The following is a 17,989-nucleotide window of genomic DNA, read 5'->3' on the forward strand; positions in this document are numbered from 1 at the left end:
GTTAACAAGTACTCACGGCTGGGAGTCGGGCTCGGACTCCGTGGGGTGCTGCGTCCGGTGGGTGGTCGGGGTCGACTGCTCCCGGCGTTCGAATTCGAGGTCCATCTCCAGGTCCTCGTGCTGGTTGTGCCGGAACAGGATGAGGAACACCACCCAGCCGACCAGTGCGACGAGGATGTAGCTCACGACGCGGTAGACGAACACGGCCGCGAGCGCCTGCGACGCGGTGGCCCCGGCCGCGGTCAGCGTGGCGATCAATGTGCCGTCGACGAACCCCAGCCCGCCCGGCGCGAGGGGGATGCTGCCCACGGCCTTGGCCGCGGCGAACGCGATCAGCAGACCCGCGAACGACGGTTCCGCGCCCACCGCCCAGCACGCGAAACCGAGGCAGGCGACGTCGGCGAGCCGGTGCACCGCCGACCACCCGAACGTGATGATCGAATCCTTGCGCCTCAGCTCGACCGAATCGAGCTGACTCAGGATCTCCCGCCACCGCTCGGCGCCGGCTTCGGGGGGATTCTTGCGGAACTTGTTGTACCGGGCGAGCACCCACAGCCCGATCGACTCGATCGAGTCGGGGTTACGTGAGATGTATCGCAGTGCGTAGAACAAGCCGAACGCGGCCACCAGCGACAGCACCAGAGTGACCGGACTCACCTTGGTGCCCACCGCGAATGCGCCCGCGGCGCCGAGAAGCGCGAGGCTGCCCGCGGCGATCACGCCGGAGATCGCCAGCTGCCACGACGCCACGATGGGGGTGGCACCCCACTTGCGGGTCTGCTTGTAGGTGAAGGCGGTGGAGAACACCTGACCGGCGGGCAGGCTCACGGCCATCGCGGTGCTCGCGTAGATCACGGACACCGACTTCAGCTGGCTGACGACGACTCCGCCCGCCTGAAGCAGCCGCTGCTGGACTGCTCCGTACCCGCTCAGCGACACGGCCTGGGCTGCGATGCACGCCGCGACCCACCCCCAGTGAATCTCGGTGAGCGCTTTCCACGAGTCGCTGAGCGTGGGCCACAGATAGATGCCCTCGACGGTCAGCAGGGCCAGGAGGCCGGCGCCGAGTAGCCATTTGATCCACCAGTATCGGCTTCGCTGCCGAGGAGGCTCGGCAGTGGGCGGGTCGGATCGAGGCTGTGCCACCTGGCCAGCGTAACCAACGGGTAGCGGATTACTCCGGATAGTCCTCCGGCCAAGCCAGATGGGTGTTGCGGCGACGGCCCCGCAGCTGGACCTGCTCGCCGAGTTCCCAGTGCGCCTGTTCGTCGTCGTCCGCGAAATACAGGGCACTCGTCGACGCGAGCACGCGGCTGGGGTGCAGCTTGGCCAGTTCGGTGAGCCGCGACGCCTCGTTGACGGGGTCTCCGATCACCGTGTACTCGAAGCGTTCGGCGGCGCCGATGTTGCCGGCGACGGCGAGGCCCGCGGAGACGCCGATGCCGACGTCGAGGCCGGTGATCTCGTTCAACGCGAACCGCAGCTCCCGGGCCGCGGCCAGCGCCGCCGTCGGTGCGTCGGGGCGGTCGAGTGGGGCGCCGAAGATCGCGAGCGCCGCGTCACCCATGAACTTGTTGACGAAGCCGTGGTGCCGGTCGATCACGTCGACGACGACGCGGAAGAACTCGTTGAGCAGGTTCACGACCTCGCCGGGGGGACGCTCCGCGGCGGCGCCGGTGGACCCGACCATGTCGACGAACAGCACCGCGACGAACCTCGTCTCGCCGCCGAGTTCGGTGCCGAACTGCAGTGCCCGCCGCGCCACATCCTCACCGACGTGCTGGCCGAACAGCTCACGCAGCAGCCGCCGCTCGTCCGACTCGCGCATCATGCGGTTGAACCCGACCTGCAGGCGCCCGACCTCGCTGCCGTCGAACACCTCGACCCGGACGTCGGTGGCGCCGCGCTGGACGCGTTCGATGGCCCGCCGCAGCTGCTTGATCGGGTCGGAGATCTGGCTGGCCGTCAGCATCGACAGCGCGAACGCCTGCGCGATCGCGATGATCGACAGCAGCATGATCGCCCACGCGAGCGCGTCGGGGGAGAACACGAGGTCGGTGGTTATCTGCGTCACGCACAGCAGGATGATGCCGATGACGGGCATCAGCGTTCCGAGGCCCCACGTCATCGCCATCCGGGTGCCGACGCCGGGAGCCATGGTTCGGTCGAACTCGCCCTCGCTGAGCGCGCGGGCGGCCACCGGTCGCAGGATGCGTTCGCCGAGCATGTACGTGAAGCCGAACGTGGTGGTCGCGGCCATACAGACGGTGACGATCACCGCGACCGCCAGTTCCGGCATCTCGGTGATGGTGAGCAGAACGAAGATGATGCCGCCGAGGATCCACAGCACCAGGTGCACGATCGCCTGCCGCAGCGGCGCGTGCAGCGCCGACATCTGCTCGCTGCGCGTCGGCGGACCCCCACGCAACTGCCAGCGGACGACCGATCGCAGCATCATCGCGGCGGCCGTGAGACTCACCACGGCGGCGAACGCGAGATAGCCGCCGAAGATCGCGACGTTGCGCACCCGGTCGGCCATGATGGCTGCCGATTCGGGGATCGGCACCCCGTACCGCACGAAGGCGAACACGAGGATGGCGCCGATGAAATTGGCGAGGAGCATCGAGATCATATAGAGCGGCCATCTGCTGCGGACCGTCGCCGCGATCGCTCTATAGGATTTCCGCACGCCGTTCAATTTAGCGGGGGGTGTACCGGGTGGCGTAGGACACGTCCCCTAAACGGCGCATATGCGTGCCCTGCGCACGGGTTTCCCGCGCGAAGCACCCGGCGCCGCCCGAACCCCGATACGCTCCGCAGGTGAACGCGAACGAGCAACGCTCGGACACTGCCGCGGTAACACAGGGCGGGGGTCACCCCTCGGCGTCGGTGCACCCGGTGGTGCGGGTGGCGGCCGAGTGGACGTGGCGGCTGCTGGTCATCTTCGCCGGCCTGCTGACCCTCGGATACATCGTGACCAGGCTCGACACCGTCCTGATCCCGGTGGGTCTGGCGCTCCTGGCGTCGGCGCTGCTGGTGCCCCTCGTCGACTGGCTGCAGGGCAAGGGGGTGCCGCGGTCGGCCGCCGTTCTCGTCGTCCTCATCGGTTCGATCGGCATCGTCGCCGGGATCATGACGTTTGTCGTCGAGCAGTTCATCGAGGGTCTCCCCGGCCTCACCGAACAATTCGAGGCGAGCGTCACACAGATCCAGGGCTGGCTCACGGACGGCCCGTTCCACTTCAGCGAGGATCAGATCCGGCAGGCCGGCGATTCGGTGGTCAAGTCGATCCAGGAGAACCGGCAACAGTTGACGAGTGGCGCACTGACCACCGCCACGGTCGTCGGGGAGATCTTCACCGGCGCCCTGCTGACGCTGTTCACCCTCATCTTCTTCCTCTACGGCGGCTCGCAGATCTGGGAGTTCGTCACCCGCCTCGTCCCGTCCGCGTCCCGGCGGCGGGTCCGGCTGGCGGGGAGCGAGGGGTTCGGCTCGCTGATCGGGTACGTCCGGGCCACGGTGGCGGTGGCCGCCGCGGACGCAATCGGGATCGGGGCGGGACTCGCGATCCTCGGGGTTCCGCTCGCCCTGCCGCTGGCGTCGCTCGTGTTCATCGGCGCGTTCATCCCGATCGTCGGTGCGTTCCTCACCGGCTTCCTCGCGGTGCTCGTGGCCCTGGTCACCAAAGGATTCCTCACCGCGCTGATCGTGCTCGGCATCATCATCGGGGTGATGCAACTCGAGGCCCACGTGCTGCAACCGCTGCTGCTCGGCCGCGCGGTCCGCTTGCATCCGCTCGCGGTGGTGCTGGCCATCACCACCGGCATCGTCCTCGCCGGGATCGTCGGCGGTCTGCTGGCGGTGCCGATCGTCGCGCTGCTGAACACGGCGGTGCGGTCACTACTGTCGGCGGATCCCGAGGCCACCTACGACGCACTCGAGGTCGACGACCCGTCGGTCCCGCTCTATCCGGCCGAGGCCGACACACCGCCTCACCACGACGACCCGCACTCGGAGAACCCGGCGCAGACCCATGACCGACGAGAGTGAACACCGGACCCGCCTGCACTACCGGCCGAGAGCCGCGACCGAACTCGACACCCAGCCGGATGCCCCGCTGTGGCGTGCGGCGCAGGCGTTCCGGCTCGTCACGCTGGTGTACGCGATCAGCTACCAAATCGTGTCGGTGCAGTACTACACGCATCAGCGGCTGAGCTGGTTCTTCGTCGCCCTGATGGCGGTGTGGTCGGGACTGTCCGCGGTCCTGCTGTCCCACGGAAGGGTGCCCCGCTACCAGGTCGTGATCGCCGACCAGGTGATCGCCATCGCGCTGATGGCATCGACGCGCCTCGTCTCCGATCACGAGTGGTACAGCCACCATCAGACGCTGCCGACGACGCTGTGGGTCACCAACGCGGTGATCTCCGCCGCCGTCTTCGGCGGGCCGTGGCTCGGCATGGCGTCCGGGGTGCTCATGGCGACCGTCAGCGCGGTGGTGCGCGACCAGGTCAACCTCGACCTGTGGAAGGACGCGACGGCACCAGTCCTGGTGTCGGTGGGGTTGGCGCTCGGGCTCGCCACCACCACCGCGAGGCGCGCGCAGGCCCAGCTGGAGCAGGCGGTGCGGTTGGCCGCCGCCACCGAGGAACGGGAACGACTCGCCCGCGAGGTGCATGACGGCGTCCTGCAGGTGCTGGCGCTCGTCCGTCGCAGGGGCAACGAGATCGGCGGTCCCGCAGCCGAACTCGCGGAGCTCGCCGGCGAGCAGGAGGTGGCGCTGCGCATGCTGATCTCCGAGCAGGGCGCGGGGGTCGCGTCGGATCTGGGTGGGAGCGCGATCGACGTGCGACTGCTGCTGGGCACGCGGGCGAGCACCACGGTGTCCGTGTCGACTCCGGCGGATCCGGTGACGATCGAGCGCGGACGGGCGACCGAACTCGTCGCGATCGTCGACACGGCACTGTCCAACGTCGCGTTGCACGCGGGGACCGGCGCCCGGGCATACGTCTTGCTGGAGGATCTGGGCGCCGAGGTGATCGTCAGCGTCCGCGACGACGGCAGCGGCATCGCCCCGGGACGGCTGGCCGAAGCGGAGGCCGAGGGTCGCATGGGAGTATCGAAATCCATTCTGGGCCGCGTCGGTGCACTCGGCGGCACCGCCGAACTCGACACCGAACCCGGCCAGGGCACCGAATGGGAGATCCGCGTGCCGAAGGGAGACGAAACGCATGGGTGACCCGGAGACCGGCGAACAGATCACCGTGATGGTCGTCGACGACCACCCGATGTGGCGGGACGCCGTGGCCCGCGACCTCGACGGTGCCGGGTTCACCGTGGTCGCCACGGCGGACGGCGTCGCGGCCGCGGGGCGCCGGGCGGCGGCGACCCGTCCCGCTGTCGTCCTCATGGACATGCAACTGCCGGACGGCAACGGCGCCGCGGCCACCGCCGCCGTCCTGGACGTGTCGCCGGACAGCCGGGTGCTGGTGCTGTCCGCCTCGTCGGAGCGTGACGACGTCCTCGACGCCGTCAAGGCAGGCGCGTCCGGGTACCTCGTGAAGAGCGCGTCCGTGGAGGAACTGCTGGACGCGGTGCGGGCCACCGCGGCCGGGCAGGCGGTGTTCACGCCGGGGCTCGCGGGACTCGTACTGGGGGAGTACCGCCGAATGTCGACTGCGCCCGCCGACGAGCAGGGGCCCGCGGTCCCCAAACTGACGGAGCGGGAGACCGAGGTGCTGCGGTTCGTCGCGAAAGGACTCAGCGCCAAGCAGATCGCGAACAAGCTGTCGCTGAGTCACCGCACCGTGGAGAACCACGTCCAGACCACCCTCCGCAAGCTGCAGTTGGCCAACCGCGTCGAGCTGACCAGGTACGCGATCGAGCAGGGCCTCGAGTAGCCGTGAGTACTTGTTAACGTCCGGCGGTTAACAAGTACTCACGGGCGCTAGCCTGGTCGGTATGGAGGCACGGGACCTACGCGTATCGGATGCGGAGCGGGAACACGTCGGCGAACTGCTGCAGCGGGCGGTGGGTCAGGGGATGCTCTCGCTCGGGGAGTTCACCGAACGGATGGACACGGCACTCGCCGCGAAGACGCGCGCGGAGCTGAACGTCGTCCTGGTGGATCTGCCGGGAATCCAGTTGATCTCCGAGTTCACGCCGCCGCCGTACCCCGACCAGCCGTACGTGTCCCGCCCGGCGCCGCCGGTTCCGCCGACCGTGCACCGGTCACCGGCACCGCTCCCCGGCGACGTCGTCCGCGGCCGGATGTCGTCGGTCAGCCGCACCGGCTCGTGGAACGTTCCCCCCGCCCTCGAGGTGAACACCCGGCTGTCGACGGTGACGCTCGACTTCACGCGCGCCGTCATGTCCACTCAGGTGGTGCACGTGACGATCGACGACTACGCGAGCACGATCTCGCTGGTCGTGCCGGAGGAGGCGACCGTCGACCTCAACGGCATTGAAACGGTCGGCGGTTCCGCGACCAACAAGGTGCGTACCGGCCCTCCCATCGGCCCGCTGCACCTCGTCGTCCGCGGCAAGGTCCGGTTCGGGAACGTGACCGCCAAGCACCCCTTCGGCACGTCGATCCGCCGCATGTTCGGGTAGCACGACCCAGGCCTCTCGAGTAGGCCTACTCATGTGTGGACGCCGTCGCCGCAGGACGATTGATCCATGTCCACACCTGGTATTCCTTCGGTCGACCCCCGGCTCGTCGCGCAGCTGTCCGGCGACTTCTCGGCGCTCGGTCAGCAGATGCGTCACGTGGGTGAGAACCTCGCCGTCCTGCAGGCGCAACTCGCGAGCGTCCCGCGGCCCCAACCCCAGCCCCAGCCGGTGCCCCAGCCGATGTACCGGCCACCGGTGCCGCAGACTGCCCCGGCACCTCCGCCGCCCGCACCGGCCATCCCGTACCCGCCGGCTCCCGCGCCGCGGCCCCGGGTGGTTCGCGAACCCTGGTGGCAGCGCGACGGGATGATCAGCCGCGTCCTCGCCGTCGCGGGTGTCACCGTCACCCTGATCGGTGTGGTGATGCTGCTCGTGCTGGCGGCGCAGGCCGGATTCTTCGGCCCCGAACTGCGGGTGGTGGCGGGCGGGTTGTTCTCGGCCGGTCTCGTCGTCGCCGGTGCCCGCGTCTTCGGACGTCCCGGCGGCCGGGTCGGCGGGATCGCGCTCGCGGCAACGGGTATCGCCGGCGCCTACCTGGACGTCGTGGCCGTGGCGGTCGTCTATCACTGGCTGCTGCCGGTGCTCGCGATGGTCGTGGCGCTCGGGATCGCGGGAGCCGGTGTCACACTGGCAGTCAAGTGGGATTCGCAACCCCTCGCCCTGCTCGTGGTGACCGGTGCCGCCGTGCTCGCACCCGTGCTCACCGACGGCATCACGCTCACCCTGATCGGGTTCCTGTTCGTGATCCAGGTCGCGAGCTTCCCGGCGCAACTCGATCGCGACTGGCTGTACCTGGCGATCGCGAGGACGTGCCCGGTGGTGATCGCACTGGTGATCGCGATCGCGAATACCGGACTCTACGACCGGCCGGAACGGCTCTGGCTGCTGGCCTCCGCCGCACTGGTTGCCCTCGTCGGGTTCGTCTCGTCGATCATCCTGCTGCGCAGCAACTCTCGCGACGTCACCGCGACCGCGATGATCGTCACGACGGCCGTCCCGACGCTGGTGATCGGTCACCTCTTCGACCGGCTCGGGTCCACGCTGATCGCGCTGGCACTGGCCGCCGCGATGTTCGCCGCATTCGCCGTGGCCCGGTCGCTGCCGAACCACGCCCGGATCGCGCTCGCCGGCGTGGGTACCCTCGCGCTGCTCGAAGCCTGCCTTCTCGGGTCGAGCGAAGACCTCGCACCGCTCGTCCTGCTCGGGGTGGCGGCACTGTTCCTCACCGTCGGCGGGCAGGCGGAGTCACGGATCGCATACGCCGTCGGTGCCGTCTTCACCGTCGTGGGCGGGCTCGCCTTCGCGATCGCCGCGCCGCCGTTCGTCCTCGTCGACGAGTACCGCGCGCTCGACGCGCTCGGGGTGACCACGGTGCTGTCGTCGCTGGTGCTCGCGGGAACGGTCTTCCTGTTCGTCTGGTACGCGCACACACTGAAGCTGCTGAGCACCGCCGACACCCAGCCGTGGTGGGTGCTCGCCGGCCTGGTGATCCTGTACGCCGTCACCACCGCCACGGTGTCCGCGGGGACGGCGCTCACCGGGACGTCCGCGGGCTTCATCGCCGGACACTGCGCCGCGACCATCGCGTGGATGGCGGCGGCGACGGCGGCCCTGGTGTTCGGACTGGCTCGACGCGACTACGCCCACACCGCGCTCGGCGTCGGACTGGGACTGACCGCCGCGGCCCTGGCCAAACTGTTCTTGTTCGACCTGGCCACCCTCGACGGACTGTTCCGCGTCCTCGCGTTCCTGGTGGTGGGCCTGCTGCTGCTCCTCGCCGGCACCCGCTACGCGCGTGAATTCGCGGAGCGGGAGGCCGGGCGGGGAACGCCGAACGGCTCCGTCAGCGCCGGTTCTGCCGAGCGATGAGTTCGCTGACGCTCACGGCGTTGCCGTCGTCCGCGCGGTGCCTGCCGCTCGAGGCGTCGTCCGGATCGACGGGCGGCTCCTCGGCGCGGCGGCGCGAACCGTTTGCCGGGGCACCGTTGGCCGGGCTCCCGTTGGCAGGCGCGCCGTTGGTGCGCCTACCGCCGTTCACCGGTTCCGCAGGCTCGGCGGCGCGACGCCGCGACGGGATCGGCGGCACCGGGCGGGCAGGAGACGACTGGGGGGTCTCCTGCTCGTACGGTGCGGGCACCGAGCGCGGCGAGCGCGTCGGCAGTGACGGCGCCGACGCGCTCGGTCGCGGTTCGGCGGGCGAGGAGATCGGCCGCGGTTCGGCGGCCGACGTGGACCGGAGGTCGGCGAGCCAGCTCTCGATGGGACGCGACTCGGTGGCCGGACCCGGGGCGGGGGCCGCCGCCGGGCGGGGCCGGGGAGCGGGACGCGACTGCGGTGCGGGCCGCGGCGCCGGCGTGGGACGGGACTGCGTCGGGGCCGGACGCGGGGGAGCAGGCTGCGGCAGCGCGGTGGTCTGCGGTTCCGAGGCCGGCTCCTCGATCTCCACCGGCGGCCGGGCCGGGCGGCCGGTCGCCGACCGCCGGGCCTCGTCCTGTGCCTTGCGCGCCTTCGCGTCGTCCTCGGACATCTTCGCGGCCAGCGCCCGCGCGGTCACCAGCGGGATCGGCTCGGTGAGCGGTTCCGGTTTCCGGGGTGCGGGCGGCGCCGCGAGCTTGCGCTGCGGCGGGACGGCACCGATCGGGGTGAGCTCCGGGACGTCGGTGGGCATCAACTCGTTGTCGAGGATGGGCTCCCCGAGACCCGTCTTCTCCTGGATCCGCTTCATCCACGCCGGCGCCCACCAGCAGTCGTCGCCGAGCAGCTTCATGGTGGCGGGGACGAGGAACATGCGGATGAGGGTCGCGTCGATGATGAGCGCGGCGATCATGCCGTAGGAGATGTATTTCATCATCACGAGTTCGGAGAACCCGAACGCGCCGGTGACGACGATGAGGATGAGCGCGGCCGCCGTGATGATGCGGCCCGTGTGCGCGGTGCCGATGCGGATCGACTCCGTCGTACTGGCCCCCTGCGCCCGCGCCTCGACCATGCGGGAGAGCAGGAACACCTCGTAGTCGGTGGACAGGCCGTAGACGATCGCGATGATCAGCACCAGCACCGGCGACATGATCGGTCCGGGGGTGAAGTTCAACCACTCCGAACCGTGCCCGTCGATGAAGATCCACGTCAGGATGCCCAGCGTGGACCCGAGGCCCAGCGCGCTCATCAACGCCGCCTTGATCGGCAGCACCAGCGAGCCGAACGTCAGGAACATCAGCAGCGTCGTCAGGAAGAGGACGGAGATCACCATCGTGGGCAGGTGGTCGAGCAGCGCGGAGATACTGTCCTGCTCGATCGCCGGGGTGCCGCCGACCAGCACCTGCACGCCGTCCGGAGTGTCCATGGCGCGCAGATAGTCGATGGTCGGCTTGGACTCGTTGCGGTCGACGAGTCCCGCCTTGAGGACGACCACCCCGTCCTTGGCCGCGCCCTCCGGGGTGAACCGCTCGATCAGGCCCGGGGCGCCACTGGCTTCCTTGATGATCTGGCCGAGCGCCTTGTTGTCGGCGTCGGACACCACGAGCTTGACCGGTTCGGTGCGCAGATTCGGGAAGATCTCGTCGAACTGTTCCTGCGCGGCGCGGGTCGTGCTGTCCGGGGGCAGGTAGGTCTCGTTGATGCCACCGAACTTGATGCCCGTCAGCGGCACGATCAGCAGGAGCAGGCCGACGACGATGGGAATGGTGACCTTGAGCGGGTTGCGCATCACCCAGCGGGTGAGCCGGCCCCAGATGCTCGCCTCGATCTCCTCGGTGTTCTTGGTCTGACGGAAACGGTCGAGGCTCAGGGCGTCGACGCGCTTGCCGAGGATGCCGAGGATCGCGGGCAGGATCGTGATCGACGTCAGGGCGGCGAGGCCGACGGTCGCGATGGCGCCGTAGGCGACGGATTTCAGGAAGCCCTGCGGGAACAGCAGCAGACCGCCGAGGCTGGCGACGATCATCGTCGCCGAGAAGACCACGGTGCGGCCCGAGGTCATCACCGTTCTGCGGACGGCGGAGCGGGTGTCGTACCCCTCCGCCATCTCTTCTCGGAACCGGCTGACGATGAACAACCCGTAGTCGATGGCCAGGCCCAGCCCCACGAGGGAGACCACGGGCGCGACGAACGAGTTGACCTCGGTGAAGTTGGTGATCAGACGGACGATGCCGTTGGCGCCGACCACGGTCAGGCCACCGATGATCAGCGGCAGCGCCGCCGCGATGACACCACCGAACACGAAGAACAGCAGCACACCCACGGCCGGGATCGCGAGCAGCTCCATCCGCCGGATGTCCGTGGCCATCGTGTCGTTGAGCGCACCCGACACGGGCTGGAGACCGGCGAGTTGCACGTCGACGCCGTCGATGTAGAACTCGTCCTTGACGTCGCGGAAATTGGCCGTGACCTCGGTGTCGTTGTCGCCGACGATCGCGACGCTCTCGATCGCGTGCTGCTTGTCGGCGTCCGCGGCGGACGCCAGCTGCGGTGCGGTGCCGACCTTGAAATAGCCGCCGTTGATCTTGAGGATCTTGTCCGGGTGTTCCGCGGCCAGACGCTCGAGGTTCGCGACGACCTTCGCCTGGAACTCGGGGTCCTCGATCGTCTTGCCCTCGGGCGCCGTATAGAGCGCGACGACGTCGCTGTTGGTGTCGCGGCCGAAGGTGCCGTCAGCCAGCTTGGCCGCGGCGACCGACTCCGAGCCCGGATCGTCCCAGCCGCTCTGGCTGAGATGCTTCTCGAGGCCCAGGCCGTACGCGGCCGAACCGAGCAACAAGGCAACCATGATGCCGATGACGGTGAATCGGGCCCGGTAGACGACGCTTCCCCAGCTCGCGAACACAGATCAACTCCTACTCGGCAGCACTCTTCCGCCCGACGAGCAGGGCGGAAAGCGGTCGGAACGGCTGCAACCAGGCACCCTCGTCGGGCAGTGTGTCGAGGCTGACCCGAGGCAGTGGCTCCCGGAACACGCCGGGGATGTCCTCGAGATCGACGAAGTCCAGAAGGTCGGACGCGACCGCCCAGCTGGCGTGCTCGCGGAACCCGAGTATCTGGACCGGAATGCCGGTCGCGGCGATGTCCTCCAACGGTTCGCGAAATGCTTGACCGTCGGCGGAGGCGACCATGACACCGGCCAGCCCCTCGCCGTGACGAAGCGCGATGTGGTCCAGCATGTCGGAGTCGACGTCGCTGTCCTCATCGATCTTCGGCTTGGCGAACACCGCGAATCCCACATTACGCAAGGCTTCGACCCACGGTCTCACGACATCGGCGCTGCCAGCCGCGATGTTGGTGAAGACCGTCGCCTCGGGTTCGAGTGTGTCGGTGCCGGACGCGGACAGTTCCGCGGTCCGGGAGAGCAGCCAGCGGCCGAGTGCGTCGAATCGTGGCCGGTAGGCGGCCGTGGGCCTGCCGCCGAGGATGGCGCCGAGACCCATGTCGAGGTTGGGTGCGTCCCAGACGAGAAGGACCCGCTTCTGGTGGCGCCCGTCACGTGCACCCACCACGGGAGATCCTGATGACACCGCGGTGCCTGCCGGGGCGGTGCCGGCTGTGTCGGTGTACTGCTCGCTGACGCTCATGACCTGATCTTCCCCCAAATCAACTCGGTGATCGCACTGCCGACCTGGTGGGCCTTGTCTTCGAACTTCGTCACCGGACGCTCGTGCGTCATGGGTGATTCCCAGTCGAGGGAGGTCAGGAGGGGTTCCGCGTTGCCTGCCTCGGCGATGGCCTCGGCGTACTCGGCGTGATCTGTTGCGACATGCAACACACCGCCAGCCTTCAGCCTGCTCGCGATCAGGGCGAAAGTGGGGGCCTGCAGCAGGCGCCGCTTGTGATGGCGGGCCTTCGGCCACGGGTCCGGGAAGAAGACACGGACTCCGGTGAGCGATTCCGGTTCGATCATGTTCTCCAGGACATCCATGGCGTCGCCGCGCAGGACCCGGATGTTCGGGATCGCGTCCCGTTCGATCTGTTGGAGCAACTGTGCGAGCCCGGGCCGGTAGACCTCGACGGCCATGAGGTTCACGTGCGGTTCGGCCTTCGCCATCGCCGCGGTGGCGGTACCCGTGCCCGAGCCGATCTCGAGGATCAGGGGCGCGTCCCTGCCGAACCACGACGGCGCGTCCAGGCGATTGTCCGAGACGTCCGCGCCGATCACGGGCCATTGCCGGTCCCACGACTCCTGCTGGGCGGCGGTCAGGGCGCCCCTGCGCGAGCGGAAACTTGTCACCCTCGGGTGGAGACGGGACCCCTTCGAGTCCTTCGTCTGCCCCTCCTCGGGGCCGGCGGGTGCATCCTGATCAGCGTGGTTCACCGGACCATTGTCACGCATGAGGGGCGTTTCTGGCATACGGGTCTGAAGTTCAACTTGAGACTTTTTCGGTAATCCGGTGCCCAGCCTGCGCGATTGCCCGCTAGCGACTCGGTGCGAGTCTGACGGAATCGGCGCGGTATGAAGCTGTCGTACCGTCCCCGTAGCATCGAACGCGTATTCGATGAGGGGTGGCGGGTGAACACGGTGCTGCAGGCATACCGGTTCGCGCTCGACCCGACCTGTGCGCAGGAGACGGCGTTGCGGTCGCATTGTGGTGGTCAGCGGTTCGCGTTCAACTGGGGACTGGCGCAAGTCAGGGCGAACCTGGATCAACGCGAGGCGGAACGCTCCTACGGCGTGACCGGCGAGCAACTCACCCCGTCGATGTCGTGGTCGGCCTACAGCCTGCGCAAGGACTGGAACCGGGGCAAGGGTGAGGCGGCGCCGTGGTGGGGTGAGAACTCGAAGGAGGCTTACTCGTCCGGGCTGGCGAACCTGGCGACGGCCCTGACGAACTGGTCCAGCTCACGGGCAGGGAACCGGCGGGGGTCCAGGGTGCGGTTCCCGAGGTTCAAGGGCAAGCGCGCACCGTTGTCGTGCCGGTTCACCACCGGGGCATTCGGGCTGGTCGACACCGATCGCCGGCACGTGAAACTCCCCCGGATCGGGATCGTGCGGACCCACGAGTCCACCCGCAAGCTCGCCCGCCGCATCGAGGCAGGGACGGCACGGATCCGGTCGGCCACCGTCACGTTCCGGTCCGGTCGTTGGTTCGTGTCCTTCTCCGTGGACGTCGAACGATCCGACCCGGCGACGACGCTGCCGGAGTCGGTGGTGGGAGTGGACCTGGGGGTCAAGTCCCTCGCGGTCCTGTCCACCGGCGAGGTGGTGCCGAACCCGAAACACCTCGAACACGCCCAACGCGAGTTGCGGCGGCTCGGGCGGCAGGCCGCCCGACGGCAACGCCCCGATCGTCGGACCGGGCAGCAGCCGTCGAAGCGGTGGCAACAGACTCAGGCGCGGATCGCGCGTCTGCACGCGCATGTGGCGAACGCCCGCCGCGACGGGTTGCACAAGCTCTCGACCCGGTTGGTCCGCTCGCACACCGTGGTGGTGGTCGAGGACCTGAACGTGGCCGGGATGATCCACAACCGAAGGTTGGCCCGGCGCATCGCCGGTGTCGGGATGGGTGAGTTCCGTCGTCAGGTCGAGTACAAGGCCGCCTGGTCCGGGCAGCGGGTGCAGGTCGCGGACCGGTGGTATCCCAGCTCCAAGACGTGTTCGGTATGTGGTGTGGTGAAAGCCAAGCTGCGCCTGTCCGAACGCACCTTTGTCTGCGAATCCTGCGGGATGAGCATTGATCGTGACCTCAACGCGGCCCGCAACCTCGCGGCCCTGGTGCAGGCGTCCTCCCCGAGTTGCGGGGCGACGGAAAACGAGCCCGATGGAAACCCATGTCAGTCCCGCACCACGTGGGCAACGGGTATTGCCACGGGAAGACCCGCACCGCATGGTGCAGGCCAACGTCGACACCGTGAGGCGTCGACTCAGGACTCGTTTGTACACGTTTCCTGAACGGTGACTGCGTCATGGGCACCCCCCTGGGGGCGGTCGCAGGGTCGTGCGGGAACGCCGCCGGCGCCGAGATCGACCGCGCCGGGCCGCGGGACGCTTGCGGATTATCCCGGCCGGCTGTCCGATATGGTGCGCGAGAGAAGTGGTGCGGTCGATGCCGCGGTGACCGGGCGCCTCGACGACCTACGGTCGCGTGCAGGCGTCGCCGCCTCCGATCCCGAGGCCGCCGCTCCGCTGCCGGAACCGGTGGTGCCGGAAGGGCCCGAACCGCGGCACCGCGGACTGGAAGACCGGATGACGATCCTGATCGGTGCGTCCGCCGGGCTCGGTCTGGGCAGGCTGGTGGTCTCGCCGCTGTCGATGGTGCCCGCCCTCGACATCGCGACCATTCCGCTCACCCTCGCGCTGGGCGCGGTCGCGGCGTGGTGGCTGACGCGGTCGCGCGCGCACGTCGCCGAGCGTGCCCACGTGCGGCAGTGGGCGACCGAGGCGCTGGTGCACGTGCGGCCGCAGTGGGAGCAGTTCGTGCTCGCCCGGTTGCTGGCGGCGGAGACCCGGGTGAGTGAGGCGGTCATCGCCGAGAGCAGGGTCGCCGCCCGGGAGGTGGACGAGCGGGTCGCCCGGATCGACGGTGAACTCCGCCGGCTGGCCGCGCGACACAGCGGCCAGTTGTCGTCGTGCGAACGCGACCTCGCGGCGGTCGACCGGGGACTGTAGGAGGTCCGCAGGCCGGCCGGGGAACCGAATCGGCGCGGCGAACGTTTGAATGCATAGGTGCCCGACCGGTGTTCGCCCGCTTTATGTGGGATCGTGTTGAATTATCTTGATATGTCTTGTTTTGGGTGGGAATCTGGTCCGAAATTCGAAGGGAGACCGCGGTGGCGACGCCTGAGAGTTTTCTGGTCCCGGACGTGCCGGACCTCGATCCGAACACGTTCGGCCACGATTCCGGGCTGGTCGCGCTCACCGATCCCACCCACGACATCGACGGCGACGGCGTCCTCGACACCCAGACCTTCGACGCGGGCGATGCCGTCGTCATCGCCTCCGACCTCGACTCGGACGGCGACGCAGACCATCTGACGTTGATCCACGAGGATGGCGACTACGCGTCGTGGGAGTTTCGCCGCGACGGCGACGGCGTCGTGCACTGGGAGCGGACCGATGGTGGGACTCTCGGTAGCGGCTGACCATCCCCGAAATCCGCACTCCAGACGTGGGAAAGGCTCCTGGCAGGGCTACTGAATCGTTTCTGTGACCATTCCAACCGCACCCGATTCCCCGAGACGGGACTCGCGGCGTTAACCTCTAGGGATAGGACACCCGGCGCCCGCGTCTTCCATGTGGCATGGACGGCCTGGCTGGACCCCGCCGAGAGGGGAAATCGGACCGTCTGGCACACGCTGCGAGGTTCTCTCAGCGGACGGCAGATGGTCCGGTTCCGGCTCACCCCAGGAGAGTTTGATGACCTCAGCGACCATTCCCGGTCTGAACGGAACTGACGGCACGCCCCCCACGGAGCACAGTGAGCTGCTCGCCTGGGTTCGAGGGGTTGCCGAACTCACTCAGCCCGACCGCGTCGTCTTCGCCGACGGCTCGGACGCAGAATGGGATCGACTGACCGAGCAGCTCGTCGCGGCCGGCACGTTCACGCGACTCAACGACGAGAAGAAGCCGAATTCGTTCGTCGGCAACTCGGACCCGTCGGACGTCGCACGCGTCGAGTCCCGCACCTACATCTGCTCGCGGGAGGAGATCGACGCCGGGCCCACCAACAACTGGATGGACCCGACGGAGATGCGGTCGCTCATGACCGACCTCTACCGCGGCAGCATGCGCGGACGCACCATGTACGTGGTGCCGTTCTGCATGGGTCCGCTCGGGGCCGACGACCCGAAGCTGGGTGTCGAGATCACGGACTCCGAGTACGTCGTCGTCTCCATGCGCATCATGACGCGCATGGGCACGGCCGCGATGGAGAAGCTGGGCAAGGACAAGCCGTTCGTGAAGGCGCTGCACTCGGTCGGCGCACCTCTCGCGGAGGGTCAGGCCGACGTCCCGTGGCCGTGCAACGACACCAAGTACATCACCCACTTCCCCGAGGACCGCGAGATCTGGAGCTACGGTTCCGGCTACGGCGGAAACGCCCTCCTCGGCAAGAAGTGCTACTCGCTGCGCATCGCGTCGGCGATGGCCCACGACGAGGGCTGGCTGGCCGAGCACATGCTGATCCTCAAGCTGATCTCCCCGGAGGACAAGCCGTACTACATCGCGGCCGCGTTCCCGAGCGCCTGCGGCAAGACCAACCTCGCGATGATCCAGCCCACCATCCCCGGATGGCGCGCCGAGACCCTCGGTGACGACATCGCGTGGATGCGCTTCGGTGAGGACGGCCGCCTGTACGCCGTCAACCCGGAGTACGGCTTCTTCGGCGTCGCGCCGGGCACCAACTACGGGTCGAACCCGAACGCGATGAAGACGCTCGAGGCCGGCAACTCGCTGTACACGAACGTCGCGCAGACCGACGACGGCGACGTCTGGTGGGAAGGCCTCGAGGGAGACCCGCAGCACCTCGTCGACTGGAAGGGCAACGAGTGGACGTCCGAGTCGGACGAGAAGGCCGCGCACCCGAACTCGCGTTACTGCACCCCGATGTCGCAGTGCCCGATCCTCGCCCCCGAGTGGGACGACCCGCAGGGTGTGCCGATCTCCGCGATCCTGTTCGGTGGACGTCGTAAGACCACGGTTCCGCTGGTCAGCGAGTCCTTCGACTGGCAGCACGGCACGTTCCTCGGTGCGACGCTGTCGTCCGAGCAGACCGCTGCCGCCGAGGGCGCCGTGGGCACCGTCCGCCGCGACCCGATGGCCATGATCCCGTTCATCGGCTACAACGCCGGCGACTACCTGAATCACTGGATCAACCTCGGCAAGCACGCGGATTCCGAGAAGCTGCCGAAGATCTTCTACGTCAACTGGTTCCGTCGCGGCGACGACGGCCGCTTCCTGTGGCCCGGTTTCGGTGAGAACTCCCGCGTGCTGAAGTGGATCGTCGACCGCATCGAGCACAAGGCCGGCGCCGAGTCCACCCCGATCGGGTTCGTTCCGACCGCAGCCGATCTGGAGCTCGGCGGGCTGGACGTCAACGGCGACGACGTCGACGAGGCCCTGAAGGTCGACGTCGACGAGTGGAAGAAGGAGCTGCCGCTCATCGAGGAATGGTTCGAGTTCCTCGGCGAGAAGGTGCCCTCCGGCATCCGTGACGAGTTCGAGGCCCTGAAGCAGCGCCTGGGCTAGTCCGTCCCCGGTGACCGAATGTCACAGTGGTTCAGTTCGATTGAACCACTGTGACATTCGTCGTTTCGGGGAGGTTTCTGTAGTAAACGCATACCATTCGGTTTGTAAAAGCCTCGATTCTCGAAGCTCGCACGCGACGAAAGGATTGCA

General features: G+C 68.4%; 14 protein-coding genes. 9 read left to right on the forward strand and 5 right to left on the reverse strand.

Features of this window, described 5'->3' with window-relative positions; genetic code table 11:
* Positions 1 to 12: 12 nt before the first annotated feature.
* Both P3H15_RS10620 and P3H15_RS10625 read right to left on the reverse strand, forming a co-directional pair.
* Positions 13 to 1,146: a YbhN family protein gene (locus tag P3H15_RS10620; protein ID WP_276137195.1), complete on the reverse strand. Its 1,134-nt coding sequence runs from the start codon at positions 1,144 to 1,146 to the stop codon at positions 13 to 15.
* A 28-nt stretch (positions 1,147 to 1,174) separates the two neighbouring features.
* Positions 1,175 to 2,632: an adenylate/guanylate cyclase domain-containing protein gene (locus P3H15_RS10625; protein ID WP_072947540.1), complete on the reverse strand. Its 1,458-nt coding sequence runs from the start codon at positions 2,630 to 2,632 to the stop codon at positions 1,175 to 1,177.
* Positions 2,633 to 2,820: 188 nt separating this feature from the next.
* Here P3H15_RS10625 and P3H15_RS10630 point away from each other — a divergent pair, with 188 nt between their 5' ends.
* The 5 genes from P3H15_RS10630 (at position 2,821) to P3H15_RS10650 (ending at position 8,538) form a co-directional block, all read left to right on the forward strand.
* The gene (locus tag P3H15_RS10630; RefSeq protein ID WP_276137196.1) at positions 2,821 to 4,050 is read left to right on the forward strand and encodes an AI-2E family transporter; all 1,230 of its coding nucleotides are present in this window, start codon (positions 2,821 to 2,823) and stop codon (positions 4,048 to 4,050) included.
* Positions 4,034 to 5,236 (forward strand): MacS family sensor histidine kinase, encoded by a 1,203-nt coding sequence (gene macS / locus P3H15_RS10635; protein ID WP_276137197.1) that lies wholly within the window; start codon positions 4,034 to 4,036, stop codon positions 5,234 to 5,236. Before P3H15_RS10630 ends, macS begins: the two co-directional genes overlap by 17 nt.
* Positions 5,229 to 5,897, forward strand: coding sequence for a response regulator transcription factor (locus P3H15_RS10640; protein ID WP_276137198.1), 669 nt, complete (start codon positions 5,229 to 5,231; stop codon positions 5,895 to 5,897). The genes macS and P3H15_RS10640 overlap by 8 nt, the downstream gene beginning before the upstream one ends.
* Positions 5,898 to 5,958: 61 nt before the next feature.
* Complete coding sequence (locus P3H15_RS10645; RefSeq protein WP_276137199.1) at positions 5,959 to 6,609, forward strand: DUF1707 domain-containing protein; 651 nt, start codon at positions 5,959 to 5,961, stop codon at positions 6,607 to 6,609.
* Between the two features lie 66 nt (positions 6,610 to 6,675).
* Positions 6,676 to 8,538, forward strand: a complete 1,863-nt coding sequence (locus P3H15_RS10650) for a DUF2339 domain-containing protein (protein WP_276137200.1) — start codon at positions 6,676 to 6,678, stop codon at positions 8,536 to 8,538.
* On the opposite strand, the gene P3H15_RS10655 is transcribed toward P3H15_RS10650, so the two are convergent.
* Genes P3H15_RS10655 through trmB form a run of 3 tightly spaced genes read right to left on the reverse strand, consistent with a single transcriptional unit; the run spans position 8,513 to position 13,006 of the window.
* The gene (locus P3H15_RS10655) at positions 8,513 to 11,491 is read right to left on the reverse strand and encodes an MMPL family transporter (protein ID WP_276137201.1); all 2,979 of its coding nucleotides are present in this window, start codon (positions 11,489 to 11,491) and stop codon (positions 8,513 to 8,515) included. The two genes, P3H15_RS10650 and P3H15_RS10655, sit on opposite strands and share 26 nt — an antisense overlap.
* Positions 11,492 to 11,501: 10 nt before the next feature.
* Positions 11,502 to 12,233, reverse strand: coding sequence for an NYN domain-containing protein (locus P3H15_RS10660; RefSeq protein WP_015888977.1), 732 nt, complete (start codon positions 12,231 to 12,233; stop codon positions 11,502 to 11,504).
* The gene (trmB, locus tag P3H15_RS10665) at positions 12,230 to 13,006 is read right to left on the reverse strand and encodes a tRNA (guanosine(46)-N7)-methyltransferase TrmB (protein ID WP_276137202.1); all 777 of its coding nucleotides are present in this window, start codon (positions 13,004 to 13,006) and stop codon (positions 12,230 to 12,232) included. The genes P3H15_RS10660 and trmB overlap by 4 nt, the downstream gene beginning before the upstream one ends.
* 102 nt (positions 13,007 to 13,108) lie before the next feature.
* Here trmB and tnpB point away from each other — a divergent pair, with 102 nt between their 5' ends.
* The 4 genes from tnpB to P3H15_RS10685 all read left to right on the forward strand — a co-directional run bounded on the left by tnpB (position 13,109) and on the right by P3H15_RS10685 (position 17,839).
* Positions 13,109 to 14,545 carry an IS607 family element RNA-guided endonuclease TnpB gene (gene tnpB, locus P3H15_RS10670; RefSeq protein WP_276137203.1) on the forward strand — a complete coding sequence of 479 codons (1,437 nt, stop codon included), beginning with the start codon at positions 13,109 to 13,111 and terminating at the stop codon, positions 14,543 to 14,545.
* 126 nt (positions 14,546 to 14,671) lie between these two features.
* The gene (locus P3H15_RS10675; protein ID WP_276137204.1) at positions 14,672 to 15,262 is read left to right on the forward strand and encodes a hypothetical protein; all 591 of its coding nucleotides are present in this window, start codon (positions 14,672 to 14,674) and stop codon (positions 15,260 to 15,262) included.
* A gap of 161 nt (positions 15,263 to 15,423) precedes the next feature.
* Positions 15,424 to 15,735, forward strand: a complete 312-nt coding sequence (locus P3H15_RS10680) for a DUF6802 family protein (RefSeq protein ID WP_276137205.1) — start codon at positions 15,424 to 15,426, stop codon at positions 15,733 to 15,735.
* Positions 15,736 to 16,009: 274 nt separating this feature from the next.
* A complete protein-coding gene (locus P3H15_RS10685; protein ID WP_276137206.1) occupies positions 16,010 to 17,839 on the forward strand; it encodes a phosphoenolpyruvate carboxykinase (GTP) in 1,830 nt (609 codons plus the stop codon).
* The last annotated feature ends 150 nt before the right edge of the window (positions 17,840 to 17,989 follow it).

This window comes from Rhodococcus sp. T2V, from assembly GCF_029269925.1.
GTDB lineage: Bacteria > Actinomycetota > Actinomycetes > Mycobacteriales > Mycobacteriaceae > Rhodococcus_F > Rhodococcus_F koreensis.